This window comes from Diaminobutyricimonas aerilata (assembly GCF_002797715.1).
Taxonomy (GTDB): Bacteria; Actinomycetota; Actinomycetes; order Actinomycetales; family Microbacteriaceae; genus Diaminobutyricimonas; species Diaminobutyricimonas aerilata.
On sequence record NZ_PGFF01000001.1, the window covers coordinates 2,488,326 to 2,505,824 of the forward strand.

Annotated in this window: 15 protein-coding genes; 10 read left to right on the plus strand and 5 right to left on the minus strand. The window is 69.1% G+C overall.

The features are described 5' to 3' along the window. From CLV46_RS12015 to CLV46_RS12040, 6 genes are all read left to right on the plus strand, one after another. Positions 1-897 carry a carbohydrate ABC transporter permease gene (locus tag CLV46_RS12015; RefSeq protein WP_100364992.1) on the plus strand — a complete coding sequence of 299 codons (897 nt, stop codon included), beginning with the start codon at positions 1-3 and terminating at the stop codon, positions 895-897. A gap of 74 nt (positions 898-971) precedes the next feature. Then, a complete protein-coding gene (arfA, locus tag CLV46_RS12020; protein WP_100364993.1) occupies positions 972-2,504 on the plus strand; it encodes an arabinosylfuranosidase ArfA in 1,533 nt (510 codons plus the stop codon). Positions 2,505-2,507: 3 nt separating this feature from the next. Next, the gene (locus CLV46_RS12025) at positions 2,508-2,987 is read left to right on the plus strand and encodes a GrpB family protein (protein WP_100364994.1); all 480 of its coding nucleotides are present in this window, start codon (positions 2,508-2,510) and stop codon (positions 2,985-2,987) included. Positions 2,988-3,102: 115 nt separating this feature from the next. After that, positions 3,103-3,327: a hypothetical protein gene (locus tag CLV46_RS12030; protein ID WP_100364995.1), complete on the plus strand. Its 225-nt coding sequence runs from the start codon at positions 3,103-3,105 to the stop codon at positions 3,325-3,327. Between the two features lie 64 nt (positions 3,328-3,391). Continuing rightward, on the plus strand, positions 3,392-4,546 hold the full coding sequence (locus CLV46_RS12035) for a thiolase family protein (RefSeq protein WP_100364996.1): 1,155 nt from the start codon (positions 3,392-3,394) through the stop codon (positions 4,544-4,546). Further along, positions 4,546-5,301, plus strand: coding sequence for an SDR family NAD(P)-dependent oxidoreductase (locus tag CLV46_RS12040; RefSeq protein WP_100364997.1), 756 nt, complete (start codon positions 4,546-4,548; stop codon positions 5,299-5,301). The genes CLV46_RS12035 and CLV46_RS12040 overlap by 1 nt, the downstream gene beginning before the upstream one ends. Here the strand turns inward: CLV46_RS12040 and CLV46_RS12045 are convergent. Beyond that, positions 5,298-7,115 carry an ABC transporter ATP-binding protein gene (locus CLV46_RS12045; protein WP_342746115.1) on the minus strand — a complete coding sequence of 606 codons (1,818 nt, stop codon included), beginning with the start codon at positions 7,113-7,115 and terminating at the stop codon, positions 5,298-5,300. The two genes, CLV46_RS12040 and CLV46_RS12045, sit on opposite strands and share 4 nt — an antisense overlap. A gap of 177 nt (positions 7,116-7,292) precedes the next feature. Between CLV46_RS12045 and CLV46_RS12050 the strand changes: the two genes are divergently transcribed. Continuing rightward, positions 7,293-8,012, plus strand: a complete 720-nt coding sequence (locus tag CLV46_RS12050) for a hypothetical protein (protein ID WP_100364998.1) — start codon at positions 7,293-7,295, stop codon at positions 8,010-8,012. Between the two features lie 12 nt (positions 8,013-8,024). On the opposite strand, the gene CLV46_RS12055 is transcribed toward CLV46_RS12050, so the two are convergent. The 3 genes from CLV46_RS12055 to CLV46_RS12065 all read right to left on the minus strand — a co-directional run bounded on the left by CLV46_RS12055 (position 8,025) and on the right by CLV46_RS12065 (position 12,402). Further along, a complete protein-coding gene (locus tag CLV46_RS12055) occupies positions 8,025-8,528 on the minus strand; it encodes a GNAT family N-acetyltransferase (RefSeq protein ID WP_100364999.1) in 504 nt (167 codons plus the stop codon). 287 nt (positions 8,529-8,815) lie between these two features. Next, positions 8,816-9,817, minus strand: coding sequence for a ribonucleotide-diphosphate reductase subunit beta (locus CLV46_RS12060; RefSeq protein WP_100365000.1), 1,002 nt, complete (start codon positions 9,815-9,817; stop codon positions 8,816-8,818). 104 nt (positions 9,818-9,921) lie between these two features. Beyond that, positions 9,922-12,402 carry a ribonucleoside-diphosphate reductase subunit alpha gene (locus CLV46_RS12065; protein ID WP_211282192.1) on the minus strand — a complete coding sequence of 827 codons (2,481 nt, stop codon included), beginning with the start codon at positions 12,400-12,402 and terminating at the stop codon, positions 9,922-9,924. Positions 12,403-12,637: 235 nt separating this feature from the next. Here CLV46_RS12065 and CLV46_RS12070 point away from each other — a divergent pair, with 235 nt between their 5' ends. Then, positions 12,638-13,846, plus strand: a complete 1,209-nt coding sequence (locus CLV46_RS12070) for an MFS transporter (protein ID WP_100365001.1) — start codon at positions 12,638-12,640, stop codon at positions 13,844-13,846. 116 nt (positions 13,847-13,962) lie between these two features. Here CLV46_RS12070 and CLV46_RS12075 read toward each other — a convergent pair whose 3' ends face one another. Continuing rightward, positions 13,963-14,520, minus strand: coding sequence for an NADPH-dependent FMN reductase (locus tag CLV46_RS12075; RefSeq protein ID WP_100365002.1), 558 nt, complete (start codon positions 14,518-14,520; stop codon positions 13,963-13,965). 23 nt (positions 14,521-14,543) lie between these two features. Between CLV46_RS12075 and CLV46_RS12080 the strand changes: the two genes are divergently transcribed. Together CLV46_RS12080 and CLV46_RS12085 are read left to right on the plus strand one after the other, a co-directional pair. After that, positions 14,544-15,377, plus strand: coding sequence for an aldo/keto reductase (locus CLV46_RS12080; protein ID WP_211282267.1), 834 nt, complete (start codon positions 14,544-14,546; stop codon positions 15,375-15,377). A gap of 291 nt (positions 15,378-15,668) precedes the next feature. Further along, positions 15,669-17,471, plus strand: a complete 1,803-nt coding sequence (locus CLV46_RS12085; RefSeq protein WP_100365003.1) for a glycoside hydrolase family 2 protein — start codon at positions 15,669-15,671, stop codon at positions 17,469-17,471. Positions 17,472-17,499 lie beyond the last annotated feature (28 nt).

Genomic DNA, 17,499 nt, shown 5'->3' on the forward strand with positions numbered 1-17,499 from the left:
ATGGCCACCGCAACTCTCACTCCGACCCGCGCACGCCAACTGCGCTCCACCGGTCGCCGACCCGGGGAGAAGCGCTTCGGCGTGGGTCGCGTCGTCGCCTTCGCGATCCTCGCCCTTCTCGCGATCACCTGGCTCATCCCCGTGCTGTGGGCCGTCGCCACCTCCCTGCAGTCCGAAGCGGATGCCGGATCGGCGCCGGTCAGCTGGATCGGCGAGTCCGGGATCACCTTCGAGGCCTACGCGAAGGTGCTCGCCGAGGGCAACGTGGGGCTGTGGACGCTCAACAGCGTGCTGACCTCGGTGATCATCACGGCGCTCACCGTCGCGACGTCGGCCCTCGCCGCGTACGCGTTCTCGCGCCTCGACTTCGCCGGGCGCCGCTGGCTGTACTTCGCCATCATCGCCGCGATCATCATCCCGCCGCAGGTGCTCATCATCCCGTTGTTCTACGAGATGCTCGCCTTCGGCATGGTCGACACCTACCTCGGGCTGATCCTGCCGCAGGTGGTGGCACCGGCGATGGTGTTCATCCTCAAGAAGTTCTTCGACGCCGTGCCGATCGAACTCGAGGAGGCGGCACGCGTGGACGGCGCCAGCCGCCTGCGCGTGTTCTGGTCGATCGTGCTCCCGCTGTCCCGACCGATCCTCGCCGCGGTGTCGATCTTCGTGTTCATCCAGGCCTGGAACAACTTCCTCTGGCCCTTCCTCATCATCAACGACACCTCGCTCATGACCCTGCCGGTCGGACTGCAGACGGTGAAGAGCGCATTCGGCGTGCAGTACGCGCAGACGATGGCGATGTCGATCCTCGCCGCGCTGCCGCTCATCGTTCTGTTCCTGTTCTTCCAGCGGCAGATCATCAAGGGCATCGCCACCACCGGATTCGGCGGCCAGTAGGCCGCACGCGTCAGCGGTGCGGCGGCCGCGAGGCCGCCGCACCGTCCCTCCCTCACCACGGAAACAGGAGAACCATGTCCCACGCCCGCATCACGCTCGACCGCGACTTCACCATCGGGGAGGTGCCTCGCCGGATCTTCGGCTCGTTCGTCGAGCACATGGGACGCTGCGTGTACACCGGCATCTACGAGCCCGGTCACCCCTCCGCCGACGAGGAGGGCTTCCGCACCGACGTACTCGAACTCGTCAAGGAGATGGGTCCCACCGTCATCCGCTACCCCGGGGGCAACTTCGTCTCGGGCTACAACTGGGAGGACGGCGTCGGGCCGGTCGAGCAGCGCCCGCGCCGCCTCGACGGCGCCTGGCACACCGTCGAGAGCAACGCGTTCGGGCTGCACGAGTTCGTGCGCTGGTCGAAGAAGGCGGGCACCGAGATCATGGAGGCCATCAACCTCGGCACGCGAGGGGTGGATGCGGCACGCGAGCTCGTCGAGTACGCGAATCACCCGGGCGGCACCTACCTCTCCGATCTGCGCAAGCAGCACGGCACCGCGGAGCCGTTCGACATCCGCCTGTGGTGCCTCGGCAACGAGCTCGACGGTCCGTGGCAGATCGGCCACAAGACCGCCGACGAATACGGCCGCCTCGCGCAGGAGGCCGGCAAGGCGATGCGCTTCGTCGACCCGGATCTCGAACTCGTGGCGGTCGGCAGCTCGAGCTCGGCCATGCCGACCTTCGGCTCGTGGGAGCACACCGTGCTGAGCCACGCCTACGACGAAGTCGACTACATCTCCATGCACGCCTACTACCAGGAGGAGGACGGCGACGCGCAGAGCTTCCTCGCCACCTCGCTCGACACCGACTACTTCATCGAGTCTGTCGTCGCCACGGCCGACGCGGTGCGGGCGAAGCGCAAGGCGAAGAAGTTCATCAACATCTCCTTCGACGAGTGGAACGTCTGGTACCAGCGCGGCCTCGACACCGACGACCAGCCGCACAAGGTGTCGAAGGGGTGGCGGGAGTACCCGCGGCTCATCGAAGACGAGTACAACGTGACCGATGCGGTCGTCGTCGGCACGCTGCTCAACTCGCTGCTGCGGCACGGCGACCGGGTGACGATCGCGAACCAGGCGCAGCTCGTGAATGTGATCGCGCCGATCCGCAGCGAAGAGAACGGACCGGCGTGGCGGCAGACCAGCTTCTGGCCGTTCGCGCGCATGTCGGAGCTCGCCCGTGGGCAGATCCTGCGCGTCGCCGTCGACTCCGACAAGGTCGCGACGAAGAAGTTCGGCGACGCCGACCTGGTCGACGTGAGCGCCACGTGGGACGAGGAGCACGGCCGCGTCGCGCTCTTCCTCGCGAACCGCGGCCTCGACGACGCGGCGGACGTGGAGGTGGTGCTGCGCGGGCTCGGCGCCTCGGGCGTGCGCCGCGCCGAGGTGCTCGACATCCCCAAGGGCGGCGACCGCTTCACGACCAACACCGAGCAGTCGCAGCCGGTCGGACTCCGCCCGCTCGACGGGGTGGGCATCGACGAGGGCGTGCTCAAGCTCACCCTCCCGGCGCTCTCGTGGGCGGTCGTCGAGCTCGACGTCTCGACCGTGTGAGCCATGCCGCTCCAGCCGGCCGACGTCGAGGCCGCCGCGCGCATCCGGGATGCGGAGCGCGCGCGCCTCGACGCGGCCGGCATCGGCGGGGAACTCGAGCTCGTCGGCGGATCGAGCGTCACCGGGGCGCTCACCCACGGCGACATCGACCTGCACCTGCGGGTGCCGGTCGCCGAGTTCGACGCGACCGTCGAGCTGATGTACGACCTCTACGTCGACGTGAAGCGCGAGATCTGGCAACCGACCCTCGCCGCCTTCGAGCGGATCGGCATGCCGCCGGTCGGGGTCGCGGTCACGCCGCTCGGCTCGGAGCACGACGAGCGGTTCTCCCGTTCGTGGACGCTGTTGCGCGCGCATCCGGAGCTCATCACCGAGTACAACGCCATGAAGCGAGCGGACGACGGGCCGGATGGGCCCGGATACGAGGCGCGCAAGTCGGCGTTCTTCGACCACCTCGTGGCGATCGACCTCGACGACCCCTGAGTTCGGGGAGATCCCCGCCCGACTCTCCCACCGGGCGGTCGGCTGCCGTGGCTAGGCTCGGAGCACCGCGATGCAACCACACGGTGAACGGCCCGGTCGGGCGGTGGGGATTCTCATGACACACGACGAAGTCGACCTGCTGGTGCCCCTCGAGGACGCGCCGCGACCGCCGCTGGCCGGGCAGCTCACGGTCGCACTGCTGGTCCTGTTCGCCGGGGTGATCGTGCTCACTGTGCTGTACGCGTGGCTGCTGCAGGAGAAGTGGTGGCCGATCCTGGCTCTCACCTTCGCGGGGATCGCCGGGCAGCTCGGCACCGACTTCGAACACGGGGTGCGCTGAACCGCGGCGGTCCGCAGGCCGGATGCCCTCCCGCGGCGACACGTCGGCGACGTAGCATCGACCCATGGTCACCGCCGTCATCGTCGACGCCGTGCGCACCGCATCCGGTCGCGGCAAACCGGGCGGCGCCCTCGCGCACCACCACCCCGCCGATCTCCTGGGTCGGGTGCTCCGCGCACTCGTCGACCGTCACGGCCTCGACCCGGCGCTCATCGACGACGTGATCGGCGGATGCCTGGGTCAGATCCGGCAGCAGGCGGTCAACGTCACCCGCAATGCGGTGCTGTCGGCCGGGTTCCCCGAGACGGTGCCCGCGACGACGATCGACCGGCAGTGCGGGTCGAGCCAGCAGGCCGTGCACTTCGCCGCCCAGGGCGTCGCCGCCGGCGCGTACGACCTCGTCATCGCGTGCGGCGTCGAACTGATGAGCACCGTGCCGATCGGCGCGGCGACCCTCGGCGAGGACCCGTACGGCCCCCGCATCGCCGAGCGGTACCCGGGCGGACTCGTCGGGCAGGGCATCAGTGCCGAACTCATCAGCGCGCGGTGGGGCCTCGAGCGCGACGAGCTCGACGCGTACGCCGCGCGCTCGCACGCGCTCGCGGCGGCGGCGGACTTCTCCGGCGAGATCCTCCCCGTCGACGGTCACGCGAGCGACGAGACCGTGCGCCCCGGCACGACCGTCGAGGCCCTCGCCGGCCTGCGTCCCGCCTTCGAGGACGAGCGGATGCGGGAACGGTTCCCCGAGATCGACTGGCGCATCACCGCGGGGAACTCCTCGCCGCTCACCGACGGTGCCTCCGCGGTGCTCATCGCGAGCGAAACCGCCGCCGAACGACTCGGGCTGCCCGTGCGAGCGCGGTTCCGAGCATTCGACGTCATCGGCTCCGACCCGGTCGAGATGCTCACCGCGATCATCCCGGCGACTCGGCGGGTGCTGGAGAAGGCGGGTCTCGGCATCGACGACATCGACGCGTTCGAGGTGAACGAGGCGTTCGCCCCGGTGCCGCTCGCCTGGCAGCGCGAACTCGGCGCCGACCCGGATCGGCTCAACCCCCGCGGCGGTGCCATCGCGCTCGGACACGCGCTCGGTTCGAGCGGAACCCGCCTGCTCACCACCCTGCTCGGCACCCTCGAGTCGACCGGCGGCCGGGTCGGACTGCAGACGATGTGCGAAGGCGGCGGCATGGCGAACGCCCTCGTGCTGGAGCGCGTCTGATGCGCCTCGAAGGCGCCGCGGCGCTCGTCACGGGCGGCGCCTCGGGACTCGGCCTCGCCACCGTGCGGGCCCTCGTCACCGCCGGCGCGCGCGTCGTCGCCGTCGACCTGCCGGGAGCGGAAGCGGCGGCACGGGTGGCCGACGCGGGCGCGGAGTTCGCGGAAGGCGACGTCACCGACGAGCACGCCCTCTCGGCGGCGCTCGACCTCGCGGAGGGGCTCGGCTCCTTGCGGATCGCGGTCGCGTGCGCGGGCATCGCCCCGCCGGCGAAGCTGCTCGGCCGCGACGGTCCGCTGCCCCTCGATCGCATCGACCGAGTGCTCCGCGTCGATCTGCTCGGCACGCTCAACCTCGCGCGGCTCGCCGCCGAGCGCATCGCCCGCACCGACCCGGTCGACGGCGAGCGCGGCGTGCTGGTGACGACCGCATCCGTCGCCGCGTTCGACGGGCAGATCGGGCAGGTCGCCTACGCCGCCGCGAAGGCCGGAGTCGCCGGTGCGACGCTGCCGATGGCTCGAGAGCTGGCCGCCCACCTCATCCGCGTCGTCTCGATCGCGCCGGGGATCTTCGACACGCCTCTCCTCGCGGCGCTGCCCGAGGCGGCCCGCGAATCGCTCGGCGCCCAGGTGCCGCATCCGTCGCGCCTCGGACGCCCCGAGGAGTTCGCGGCCCTCGTGCTGCACGTCGTCGACAATCCGATGCTCAACGGCGAGGTCATCCGCCTCGACGGCGGCATCCGGATGGCGCCGCGCTAGAACGCCTGGGCTGCGTGCAGGCGCGCGTAGGCGCCCTGCTGCGCGAGGAGTTCGTCGTGCGCCCCGATCTCGACGATGCGTCCTCGTTCGAGCACGACGATGCGGTCGGCGGAGCGGATCGTCGACAACCGGTGCGCGACGATGAGGGTCGTGCGTCCCTCCATGAGGCGATCGAGGGCTTGCTTCACGAGCGCCTCCGATGCGGAATCGAGCGCGCTCGTCGCCTCGTCGAGCAGCAGCACCCGCGGGTCGCGGATGAGGGCGCGGGCGATCGCGAGGCGCTGACGCTGGCCGCCGGAGAGCCGGGCGCCGCGTTCGCCCACCATCGTGTTCCAGCCCTCGGGAAGCTGCTCGACGATCTCGAGGGCGTTCGCATCGCGGAGCGCGCGGGTGACGCGATCGTCGTCGACCGGGCCGAGCCCGTAGGTGACGTTGTCGCGGATCGAGCCCTCGTACAGCACCGACTCCTGCGGCACGACCGACACGAAGCGGCGATAGCTGCGCAGGTCGAGGCTCTGCATGTTCTGCAGGTCGAGCGCCATCCGTCCGGAGGTCGGACGCAGGAACCCGAGCGCGAGATTCACGATCGTCGATTTGCCCGATCCGCTCGGACCGACGAAGGCCACGGTCTCCCCCGCCGCGATGTCGAGGTCGATGCCGCTCAGCGCGGGGCGCTCGTCGCGGTCGTAGCTGAACGAGACGTTGTCGAAGGTGAGACGGCCCTGCACCCCGTCGACGCGACGCTTGCCGGCATTCTGCTCGACATCGGGATCCTGTAGCACCTCCGCGATCGAGCGGATCGACTCACGCCCCCGCGCGAGGGCCGGCATGAGGTTGAGCAGCGCGACGATGCCGGTCGTCAGGAGCGTGAAGTAGGTGCTCAACAGCACCACCTGGCCGGGCGTGATGTCGAGGAAGCCGGTGAGCGCCGCGCCGGCGGCGAGCACGAGGCACGCGACCGCGAGCAGCTGGAACGAGAGCCACGACACCGCCCCGAACCGCCCGGTCACCCGGTCCAGGGCGTGACCGGCGCTGCGCACGTTCTCCGCGCTGCCCGCGACCCGGTCGGCGGCATGCTCCTCGAGACCGTGGGCGCGGGTGATCGGCATGAGCGTGGCCATCTCGCCGACGCGTGCCGAGAACTGCTCCACCTGCCGGCGGAACGCCTCGTTGCGCTGGTGCGACAGCTTGCGAACGAACAGCAGCAGCGCGACGCCGAGCGGCACGGTGACGAGGAAGACGATGAGGAACGCGGGCACCTGGATCGCCGTCATCGTGATCGCGCCGCCCAGGATGCCGACGGCCGTCATCGTCGGCGGATACGACTGCTGCAGCATCTGCTCGATCGTCTCGACGTCACGCACGACCTTGGTCTGGATGACCGACGCGCTCGCCCGTGTATGGAAACCGATGGAGAGGTTCTGCAGGCGTTCCACGAGCACGTTGCGCAGGTCGGCGCCGACCTGCCGGTACACGCGGCTGAACTGGTCGTTGTAGAAGATGCCGACCGGGTAGTTCTGCAGCAGCACCCCGAACGCGAGGCCGCCGTAGAGCGCGAGCTCGGGCAGCGGGCGGTGCTCGACGACCGTGTCGATGATCGCCGCGGTGAGCACGGGCATGAGCCACGTGGGCGAGTCCTTGATGACGTACGCGACCGTCAGGAGCGCGAACCGGCCGCGATGCATCCCGAGGATGCGGAACAGCGAGCGGAACGGATGGTCGCCGTCGATCCGCTGCAGCGGCCCGGGCGGCCCGTCAGGCCCTGGCGGGCGGCCTCCACCGCCGTTGCGGGCGGTGGGCAGCGGCGTCGACACGCGATCCAGTATCGTCTCCGACGGTGTGGGAACGTTGCACTATTGCGTGCGCGCGTCGGGTGATTCGCCGGCCGAATGGTGCATCTCGACCGCCGGTCCGCCGCCGTTCGTCCGCCTCACAGCGCCGGTTCCCTCCCCGTTCACGGACGGGCTTCCCCATGGCCTTACCTTGCGGTCATGACGATCGGCGTGATCCACACGGAAGACGAGCAGAGCGGCGGCGCGCGCCGCGTCCGCGCCGGCTGGTCACTCGCCGCCGCGGCGCTGCTCCTCGGCTCGGGGACGCTGCAGGTGCTGGCTTCCTTGGAGCGATGGGTCGTCTACCGCGAGTCGTGGACGCGCCAGGACATCTCCGTCGAAGACCACCTCTTCGACTATTACATCGTCGCGGATCCGTGGGAGAGCCTCGGAATCACGGCCGCGCTCTTCGGCGTCGGACTGCTGCTCCTCGCGGGCGGCGTGCTCGCCGCGGCACGGGCGACAGCGCAGAACCGACTCGACGGCATGCTCGCGACGGTCGTCGCCGTCGCCTTCGGGATCGATGGCGCGCATGCTCTCATCTCGGCCGCGCTCGACGCCCCCTCCGTTCTGCAGTACCCGATCCAGATGTGGATACCGGCCCTCGTCGAGGTCGGGGGGCTCGTGGCGCTCGCTGCGCGTTCGTGGCGCGTGTCGCGCGCGACCTCCCTCGCATATGTGCTCCTGCTGGGCGGCACGCTGCCCGGCTATCTGTTCGCGATGTTCCTGATCGCGCCCACGATCGCCGGCTATCAATCGCACGACACCACCCCGTGGACCGAGACGGTCATTGCGGCGACGACCGTGCTGGCCGGTGCCGCGATGCTCGTCGCGGCGGCGGCGTCCGGGTTTCCCGGCCGCGGGGCACGCGACGCGTGACCGCGGGCGCGGTCAGCGAGCCGCGGGGCCGGACGCGATCTCGAGCCGCTTGCGGAAGCAGATCGAGTTCGAGATGAGCGTGTAGTTGCCGAACGGCGGGATCTGCTCGTAGCCGAGCTTCTCGTACAGCGCCACCGCCTCGGGCTGGCGGTCACCGGTCTGCAGCAGGAGCGCGTCGCCACCCGCGTCGATCGTCGCCCGTTCGATCTCGGCGAGCAGCGCGTGCCCGAGCCCCCGTCCGCGGTGCGACGGCACGACGATCACGTTCTTCAGCTCGAAGTAGTCGTCGACGCGACGCAGAGCGGCGTGCCCGACCGGCTCGCCGTCGTCGGTCGCGAGCACGCACGTCACCACCGTCGCCGGGTCGATCGTGAAGGCGATCGCCGCCTTGCGCGGGAAGTCCGGGTCGTGGTCGTGACTGCCCTCGTAGCGCTCGTTCATCTCCTCGGACATGAGGCGCCGCAGCACGGCACCCCGCTCATCCGACCAGGGCACACGGGAGATCTCGACGGTCACCGATCGAGCCTAGACCGCCTCCGCGCACTCCTCCGAGCCCGTTCGTACCGGGTTCGCTTCGACGGGCTGAGGGAACGGGCGCCCGCGCTACTGCTTCCGTCTCGCGCTACTCGTTTTCCTGGCGCGCATGCGCGGCGGGGCAGCGCGACCGGCCCCCAGGGAAAGCAGGCCGCTCGGGGAACGGACACGGGATCGACGGGCACCAGACCGGCGGGCCCGCGGAACGCACCATGACGGAACGACGGAACCCCCCGCGCCGAGCGCGAGGGGTTCCGTGCGGTGGGGTGTCACTCGGCCTTGGCGCCGACCTTCACTCCCGAGTTGACCTCGTACGACGTGTTCGTCGACTCGAAGAAGTTCACGAGCTGCAGCGTGTCGTTCGCGGTCGCCATCCACTTGGCCGGGTTCGCGACGTTGTACTCCGCCTCGAAGCCGAGCTCCTCGAGACGCCGGTCCGCCAGGTACTTCACGTACTGGTTGATGTAGTTGGCGTTGAGACCCAGGATGCCGTTGGGCAGCAGGTCACGGTTGTACGCCTCTTCCATCTCGACCGCATCCAGGATCATCTGCTTGATCTCGGCGGCGAACTCCGGCGTCTGCAGGTCGGGGTTCTCGTCGAGCACCGTGAGGATCAGGTTGATGCCGAACTTCAGGTGCAGCGACTCGTCGCGCACGATCCAGTCCATGAGCGAACCGAAGTTGCGCAGCAGATTCCGCTGACGGAACGACAGCGCCACCATGAAGCCCGAGTAGAACCAGATGCCCTCGAGGATGATGTTGTAGGCGACGAGGTTCCGGATGAAGTCCTTCTTGCCCTCCGTCGTCGTGATGTCGAGGGTCTCCTCGGTCATCCGCTTGATGTAGCGGACCTCGAACTCCTCCTTGCGGGCCATCGACGGCACGTCGACGTGGGAGTTGTAGGCCTGATCGCGGTCGATCGGGAAGGTCTCGAGCACGTACTCGAACGACATGCAGTGGTTCGCCTCCTCCCACATCTGCTTCGCGAGGTAGAGGTGCGCCTCGGGAGCCTTGATGTAGGGGTAGACGCCGAACGCGAGCGCCTTGTTGACGAGCAGCTCGTTCGGGTTGAAGTAGCTCATGAGGAACGTGATCGCGTGGCGTTCCTCATCGGTCATCTTCTTGAAGTCGGCGATGTCCTCGCCGAGCTGCACCTCGTTGGGGAACCAGGTGTTCGCGACAGCCTGGTCGTAGAGGTCCATCGCCCATTTGTAGGTGACCGGTTTGAGGAGGAGTCCCTCCTGGATGCCGGTGCCGAGAATGCCGGACACGTCAGTCCTTTCCTACTGGCACGAATCGCACTGCAGTGCGTCCATGGGGTCTTCGGGCACGTAGTAGTCGAACGTACTCGCGGATGCTGTGGTCTGGCCGTTCATCAGTTGTCCTTCGCGGTGAGGCCGCCGAAGCCGAAGCCCTTGCGGGCCGGCGCCGCGACGGCGGGTTCGGCGGCCGGCTCGGCCGAGACGGGGGCGGGCGTGCCGGGCGTGGCCGCGCCGAATCCGCGCTTGGTGCCTTCGCCGATCTGCTCCGACTTGTTGACGCGCACCGTCGACTGCTCGGCCGTGTGGCGCGGCTTCATGTGCAGGTAGTACGTCGTCTTCACGCCGCGCTCCCACGCCGACGTGTAGATGTCCATCATGTCGTCGATGTCGCGCGTCTCGAGGTACATGTTGCGGCTGATCGCCTGGTCGATCCACTTCTGCGCGCGGGCCGCGACCTCGAGGAACGCGTACGGCGAGAGCTGGAAGCTCGTCTTGTACACGGCCTTGATGTGGTCCGGGATCGCCGCGATGTTCTGGATGTCGCCCTGGCTGCGCAGGATCGCCTCGCGCACCGAGTCCCAGAGGCCGAGGCGCTGCAGGTCGGTCACGAGGTTGCGGTTGACCTCGAGGAACTTGCCGTTCGAGGTCGCGCGGCTGAAGATCTGCGAGAACTGCGGGTCGAGACCCGGGGTGGTGCCGGCGACGAGGCCGATGGATGCGGTGGGCGCGATCGCCATGAGCGTCGCATTGCGCATGCCACCCTTGACCTTGGCGCGCAGCGCGTCCCAGTCGAGTCGCGAGGTGCGGTTGACCTTGACCTCGACGCCGCGGTCGGCCTCGGTGAGGTCGATCGAGTCGAGCGGCACCATGCCCTGCGACCAGCGGCTGCCCTGGAAGTTCGGGTACGCCCCGCGCTCCTGCGCCAGGTTCGCCGACTCGTCGATCGCCGCGTACGAGACGTGCTCCATGATCTCGTCGATCAGGTCGTACGCCTCTTCGCTCTCGTAGCTCAGACCGAGCTTCTCGACGACGTCGGTGAAGCCCATGACGCCGAGGCCGACGGCGCGGTTCTGCTGGTTGGAGTAGTCGGCCTCCTTGACGCTCGACCGCGTGATGTCGATGAGGTTGTCGAGCTGACGCACGGCGAGACGCGCGCTCTCCTCGATCTTGGCGAAGTCGAGGCGGCCGTTCGCGAGGTGCCGCGACAGGTTGATCGAGGCGAGGTTGCAGACCGAGACGTTGTCGATGTCCTGCGGGAGCGTGATCTCGGTGCAGAGGTTCGACAGGTGGATGGTGCCGGTGTTGTTGTTCAGGGCACGGTTGTTGATCGTGTCCTTCCAGGTCAGCCACGGGTGGCTGGTCGACTGGAGGGAGATGAGGATCGCCTTGAACTGCTCGCGGGCGCGGATCTTCTTGAACATCCGCAGTTCGCCGCGCTCGGCCTTCTCGACGTACTCGGCGTAGCGCTTCGAGAACGCCTTGCCGTAGAGCTCGTTGAGGTCGGCGACCTCGAGCGGGTCGAAGAGGTACCAGTCGTCGTCGTTCTGCACGCGCTTCATGAACTCGTCGCTGATCCACACGGCCGTGTTGGCGGTGCGGGTGCGGCGGTAGGGGTCGCCGGAGTTCTGACGCAGGTCGAGGAACTCGCCGAAGTCGAGGTGCCAGTTCTCCATGTAGAAGCACAGCGCGCCGAACTTCTTGCCGCCGCGGCTGACCGCACGCAGGATCGAGTCGATCGTGTGCATGAACGGGATCGGGCCGGTCGACGTGGTGTTGTTCGAGCGGATGGGCGAGCCCTGGGCACGGAGCTTCGTGACCGAGAGGCCGATGCCGCCGGTGCCCTTGGTGAGCCACATCACGTCGCGGGTCGTCTTCGCGATGTGCTCCATGTCGTCCTGCATCTCCATGACGAAGCAGTTCGCGAGCTGGGGGTAGATGGTGCCTGCGTTGACGAGGGTCGACCCGGCGGCGAGGTACTCGAGCTTCGACATCTTCTCGTAGAAGGCGATCGCGTGGCTCGTGGGGTCGGCCTCGTTGAGCGAGAGGCCCATCGCGATGCGCATCCAGAAGTACTGCGGCACCTCGAGGGCGTCGCCGTTGCGGCCCTTGATGCCGTAGCGGTTGTTGAGGGTGACGACGCCGATGTACTTGAGCAGCTCGTCGTGGGCCGGCTCGAGGGCGGCCGCGAGACGGTCGAAGTCGAACATCTGGGTCAGGCGCGGGTCGAGCAGACCCTCCTCGACGCCGCGGCGCACGTTCTTCTCGAAGTGCTGCTCGTGCAGCGACTTGAGCTCGTCGGCGGTCTCGTAGTCGCCGAGCACGCGCTTGTAGATGGTCTTCAGCAGGAGGCGGGCCGCGACGGTGTCGAAGGCGGGGTCGTCCTTGACGTTCTGCAGCGCCACCTGGATGACGGCCTCGTCGAGCTGCTGGGTGGTGATGCCGTCGAACAGGGTGAGTTCGAGCTCCGACGCGATCTGGGTGACCCAGGTGATGTTGTCGTCGAGACCGGCGCTGGCGTGCTCGATCGCGAGGTTGATCTTGTTCGCGTCGTACGGCTCACGCTCGCCGTTCCGCTTCACTACCGTGATGGCCACTGTCGGCTCCTCCTCTTGCGCGGCGGGTACCCGCGCGACCCCGAAATCTGTTGTCCGCCTCGATCCCCCGGGCGGCGTGAGAACACTATATATCGGGCCACCGACACGGTGTCATCCCTAGATGTAGTGGGCGTGTCGTCCACAGCTGTGCATAAGTTCGCGGGCTTATGCACACGTTATCCGCCGCCTCCGACGCGGGATCCCGGGCCTGCGGCGGCGATAGACTCCACTGCTTGTGAGTAGTTACGCGGATCTGTTGAAGACGCCGGGCGTCGCGCGGATCATCGCGGCGCAGCTCACGGCGCGTTTCCCCAACGGGATGCTCTCGCTCGCCTACCTCCTGCACGTCGAACGCGCGACCGGATCGTACGGCGCCGCGGGACTCGTCCTCGCCGCGACGAGCGTGGGCCAGGCGATCGCCGGACCGCTCACCAGCCGGTGGATGGGCCGCTGGGGTATGCGTCCCGTGCTCAGCCTCACCCTCGTGGTGTGCGTGCTGTCGATGGCCGGCATCGCCTTCTTGCCGCTCGAGGTGTGGGGCTACATGGCGATCGGGTTCGTCGGCGGTCTCGCCACCCCGCCCGTCCAGCCGGCGGTGCGCACGATCTACCCGAAGATGGTGACCTCGCGGCAGCTCACCCCGCTGTTCTCGCTCGATGCGTCGGCGCAGGAGATCATCTGGGTCGCCGCGCCCGTCGTGACCACGTTCATCGCCACGCAGATCTCGACGGTGCTCGCGATCGTCGTCGCGATGGTCTTCATGGTGGGCGGCGGCGCGTGGTTCATCGCCTCACCCGAGGTGGGGCGGGTGCGCATCCCCCGCAGCAAGCGGGCGTTCGGCGTCGTGCTGCGGCGCCCGCCGGTGCTGCTGTCGACCGTCGTCGGATTCCTGCTCATCGGCGCCTGCGCGGCGGTCGAGGCGGCCGTCGTCGCGACGTTCGGGCACGGCGGACCCGAATCCGGCATCGTGCTCGCGATCTTCGCGATCGGCTCGCTCGCCGGAGGCCTCGCGCTCGGCCACATCCCGGTCGGGCCGTGGGCGATGACCCGGCGCATGCTCATCGTCTTCATCGGCATGGCCGGCGTCGTGTTCTGGCTCGACTTCTGGTGGCTGTCGGTGTGGCTGCTCATCGCCGGCATCGGCATCGCGCCGGCGCTCGCGGTGATGTTCGCGATCGTCTCCTCGAGCGTGAAGTTCAGCGACACCGCCGAGGCGTACGGATGGGTCGGCACCGGTCAGCTGATCGGTGCGGCCCTCGGTTCCGCCGTCGCCGGGTTCCTCATCGACGGCTACGGCGCGACCGGCGGGTACCTCACCGCGGCGGCGATCGCGCTGCTCGGCGTCATCGTCTCCGCCGTCTTCAAACGCGCCCATCCGGACCTCCGCGGCCGCGACGCGAGCCCCATCCCCGACACCGAGCCCGTGCCGGTGCAGCCGAGCTGACCCATCCGTCGCCCGCGCCGCGCACCCTCGTCCAGTGGCGTCGAAAGCCCTTCATCCAGCGTTCTCACGGGGCCTTTGCCGCCAGTGGACATAACGCCGGCGAGCGCGCGCCGCGGTCAGCGCAGCGGGCGCAGCGCCTCGCTGAGCGGGCCGAGCTCGTCGAGCATCCGGTTCAGGAGTCCGCGCTCGCGATCCTCCGCCGCGAACGCTCCGTCGACGAGGCGACCGCCGACGAACGGGATCTCGACGTTCGAGCCGGTCTTCACGAGCCCGAGGGTCGTCAGGACGGGTTCGAACGCCGCCACCGAGCGGCTTCCGCCCGACACGCCGCCGTAGCTGACGAAGCCGACCGGCTTGCGGCCCCACTCCCGGAACAGATAGTCCACGGCGTTCTTGAGCGCGGGCGAGAGGCTGTGGTTGTACTCAGGCGTCACGAACACGAAGGCGTCGGCGGCCGTCACCCGCTCGCTCCACGCCATCGTGTACGGCCGCGTGTACTCGTGCTTCGCGGGGTGGTTCGGCTCGTCCATGAGCGGCAGCGCCAGTTCGGCGAGGTCGACGAAGTCCACCTCGAAGCCGCCGTGCCGTTCGACCTCCGCCCGCACCCACTGCGCGACCGGCAGGCCGACCCGCCCCTCGCGCACGCTGCCGACGATGATCATGAGACGTGTCATCCGAACTCCCTTTCGACCGAATAATGGGAGTCGTGAACGAGATCCCCCGGATTCAACTTAACGACGGCCGCAGCATTCCCCAGCTCGGCCTCGGCGTCTACAAGGTCGCGGATGCCGCGGCCGGCGAACTGGTGCAGAGCGCCATCGAGGCCGGTTACCGCCACATCGACACCGCGACCCTCTACCGCAACGAGCGCGGGGTGGGTGCCGGGATGCGCGCCTCCGGTGTGCCGCGGGAGGAGCTCTTCGTCACCACCAAGGTGTGGAACGACGACCAGGGCCGGGACCGCACGCTGCGCGCGTTCGACGAGAGCATCGGGCTGCTCGGTCTCGACTACATCGACCTCTACCTCATTCATTGGCCCGCCCCCACCCAGGACCGCTACGTCGAGACCTGGCACGCGCTCGAGGAACTCAAGGCGAGCGGTCGGGTCCGCTCCATCGGGGTGAGCAACTTCGAGCCGCACCACCTCGAGCGGCTCGCCGCCGAGAGCGAGACGGTGCCCGTCGTCAACCAGGTGGAGCTGCATCCGTGGCTCTCCCAGCGCGCGGTGCGCGAATACGGTGCCGAGCACGGCATCGTCACGGAGGCGTGGAGTCCGCTCGCCCGCGGACGCGTGCTCGACGACGCGGTGCTCGCCGCGCTCGCCGAGCGCTACGAGCGCACCCCCGCGCAGGTCGTGCTGCGCTGGCACCTGCAGCTCGGCAACGTCGTCATCCCGAAGTCCTCGTCGATCGAGCGGGTGCGCGAGAACGCGGACGTCTTCGGGTTCGAACTCGACGACGACGCGATGCAGCGGATCGCCGGGCTCGAGTCGGGCGACCGCACGGGTCTGCACCCCGACCAGCACGGTTGACCCCACCGGCCACCCGGCCGCTCCGCCGCCCGCCCGGCCGCTCCGCCGCCCACCCGCTCCGCCGCCCCACCGAGCGCTCTGCCGCCTTGGTCGGTTTCCCGTCAGTAGACGCCCTCGTGGCGCATCCGTAAGGGCACCTACTGACGGGAAACGGATCGGCGACGGCCGGTCGCGGCGGGCGTGTACGGACGAGTCGGCGGATGACGCAAACCGCGGCGGGACTTCCGAGCGCGTGCGGCACGTGGTTAGGCTTGACCGACTGAATTCCAACGATGTAATCCGAGAGGCGTCATGTCCGCACCGCTCACCGACCTCCCCCGCGCCACCGAACTCGACGGCACGTATCCGCGCCCGCAGCTGGTGCGCCGGAACCACGCCGACCTGACCGGCACGTGGCGCTTCGCGATCGGCGACGACGGCGCGTCCCGTCTCACCGGTGTGCGCGAGTTCGACCGCGACATCGTCGTGCCGTATCCGCCGGAGTCCCCCGCATCGGGCGTGCATGAGACGGGCTTCCTCCCGGTCGTCTGGTACGGCCGTACACTCACCGCCGACGACCTCGCGGCCGCCGGGTTCCGCGGCGACGGCGACCGCGCGATCCTGCACTTCGGCGCGGTCGACTACATCGCCGACGTGTGGCTCGACGGGCAGCACCTGGGGCGCCACGAGGGCGGGCAGACGCCGTTCTCGTTCGAGGTCACTCACCTCGTCGCCGCGGCGGGCGAGCACCGTCTCGTCGTGCGCGCGCAGGACGACCCGCGCGACGTCACCCAGCCGCGCGGCAAGCAGGACTGGCGCGAGCAGCCGACCGAGATCTGGTACGAGCGCACGACGGGCATCTGGCAGCCCGTGTGGCTCGAGGCTGTCGCCCCGGTGCACGTGCGCCGGCTCGCCTGGACCCCGGACGTGCCCGGTCGCGCGATCGATCTGCTCGCCGAGATCGACGGATGGACGCGCGGCGACGACGCGCAGCTCACCGTGCGTCTCGCTCTCGGCGACGAGACCCTGACGGTGCAGTCCGTGCAGGTGCTCGACACGGAGGTGCGGTTGCGGCTCGCGCTCGCGGTGCAGGAGAACGGGCAGCAGCACGAGAAGCTGCTCTGGTCACCCGAGTACCCGCAGCTCATCGACGCGGAGGTCGTGCTGATCGATGCGGTGGGCCGCCGCGACGAGATCGCGAGCTACCTGGGGCTGCGGAGCGTCGCCATCGACCACGGCCGTTTCCTGCTCAACGACCGGCCGTTCTTCGTGCGCTCCGTGCTCGAGCAGGGCTACTGGCCCGACACGCACCTCGCGGCGTCCGCGGAGACGCTCCGCCGGGAGGTCGAGCTCATCAAGGAGTCGGGGTTCAACTCGGCGCGCATCCACCAGAAGGCCGAGGACCCGCGCTTCCTGTACTGGTGCGACCGGCTGGGCCTCACCATCTGGGGGGAGACCGCCAATGCGTACGCGTTCTCACCGCGGGCGGTGCAGCGACTGATCGCCGAGTGGACCGACCTCGTTCGACGTGACCACTCGCATCCGTCGATCATCACGTGGGTGCCGCTCAACGAGAGCTGGGGGGTGCAGCACGGACCGCAGAGCACCGCGCAGCAGCAGTACACGAGGGCGCTCGCCGCCCTCACCCGCACCCTCGACCCGAGTCGCCCGGTGGTCTCGAACGACGGATGGGAGCACACCGACTCCGACCTGCTCACGGTGCACGACTACGCGAGCACCGGCGCCGAGCTCGCCGCGCGATACGACACCCGCGAGCTGCTCGCGCGAGTGCTCGACGACATGGGGCCGGCGGGCCGCCGACTGTGGCTTGAGGGCGCACCCGCCTCCGACATCCCGGTGATGCTCACCGAGTTCGGCGGGGTCAAGTACACCGAGGGTGACGACGCCGGCTGGGGGTATTCGGTCGCGACGGATGCCGCGGACTTCGAGCGGCGCCTGCGCGACATCATGGATGCGGTCAAGGGCAGCGAGCTGCTCTCCGGGTTCTGCTACACGCAGTTCACCGACACCCGGCAGGAGGTCAATGGCGTGCTGCGCGAGGACCGCACGCCGAAGCTGCCGTTCGAGACGCTGCGGGAGATCTTCGGCCGCTGAGCCGCGGCCCGCTGGTCGAGTAGGGCGC

Excerpts from the sequence above, each read along its gene's own strand:
- CLV46_RS12015 (WP_100364992.1), top strand. The coding sequence starts at position 1 with ATGGCCACCGCAACTCTCACTCCGACCCGCGCACGCCAACTGCGCTCC.
- arfA (WP_100364993.1), top strand. The coding sequence starts at position 972 with ATGTCCCACGCCCGCATCACGCTCGACCGCGACTTCACCATCGGGGAG.
- CLV46_RS12025 (WP_100364994.1), top strand. The coding sequence starts at position 2,508 with ATGCCGCTCCAGCCGGCCGACGTCGAGGCCGCCGCGCGCATCCGGGAT.
- CLV46_RS12030 (WP_100364995.1), top strand. The coding sequence starts at position 3,103 with ATGACACACGACGAAGTCGACCTGCTGGTGCCCCTCGAGGACGCGCCG.
- CLV46_RS12035 (WP_100364996.1), top strand. The coding sequence starts at position 3,392 with ATGGTCACCGCCGTCATCGTCGACGCCGTGCGCACCGCATCCGGTCGC.
- CLV46_RS12040 (WP_100364997.1), top strand. The coding sequence starts at position 4,546 with ATGCGCCTCGAAGGCGCCGCGGCGCTCGTCACGGGCGGCGCCTCGGGA.
- CLV46_RS12050 (WP_100364998.1), top strand. The coding sequence starts at position 7,293 with ATGACGATCGGCGTGATCCACACGGAAGACGAGCAGAGCGGCGGCGCG.
- CLV46_RS12075 (WP_100365002.1), bottom strand. The coding sequence starts at position 14,520 with ATGACACGTCTCATGATCATCGTCGGCAGCGTGCGCGAGGGGCGGGTC.
- CLV46_RS12080 (WP_211282267.1), top strand. The coding sequence starts at position 14,544 with ATGGGAGTCGTGAACGAGATCCCCCGGATTCAACTTAACGACGGCCGC.
- CLV46_RS12085 (WP_100365003.1), top strand. The coding sequence starts at position 15,669 with ATGTCCGCACCGCTCACCGACCTCCCCCGCGCCACCGAACTCGACGGC.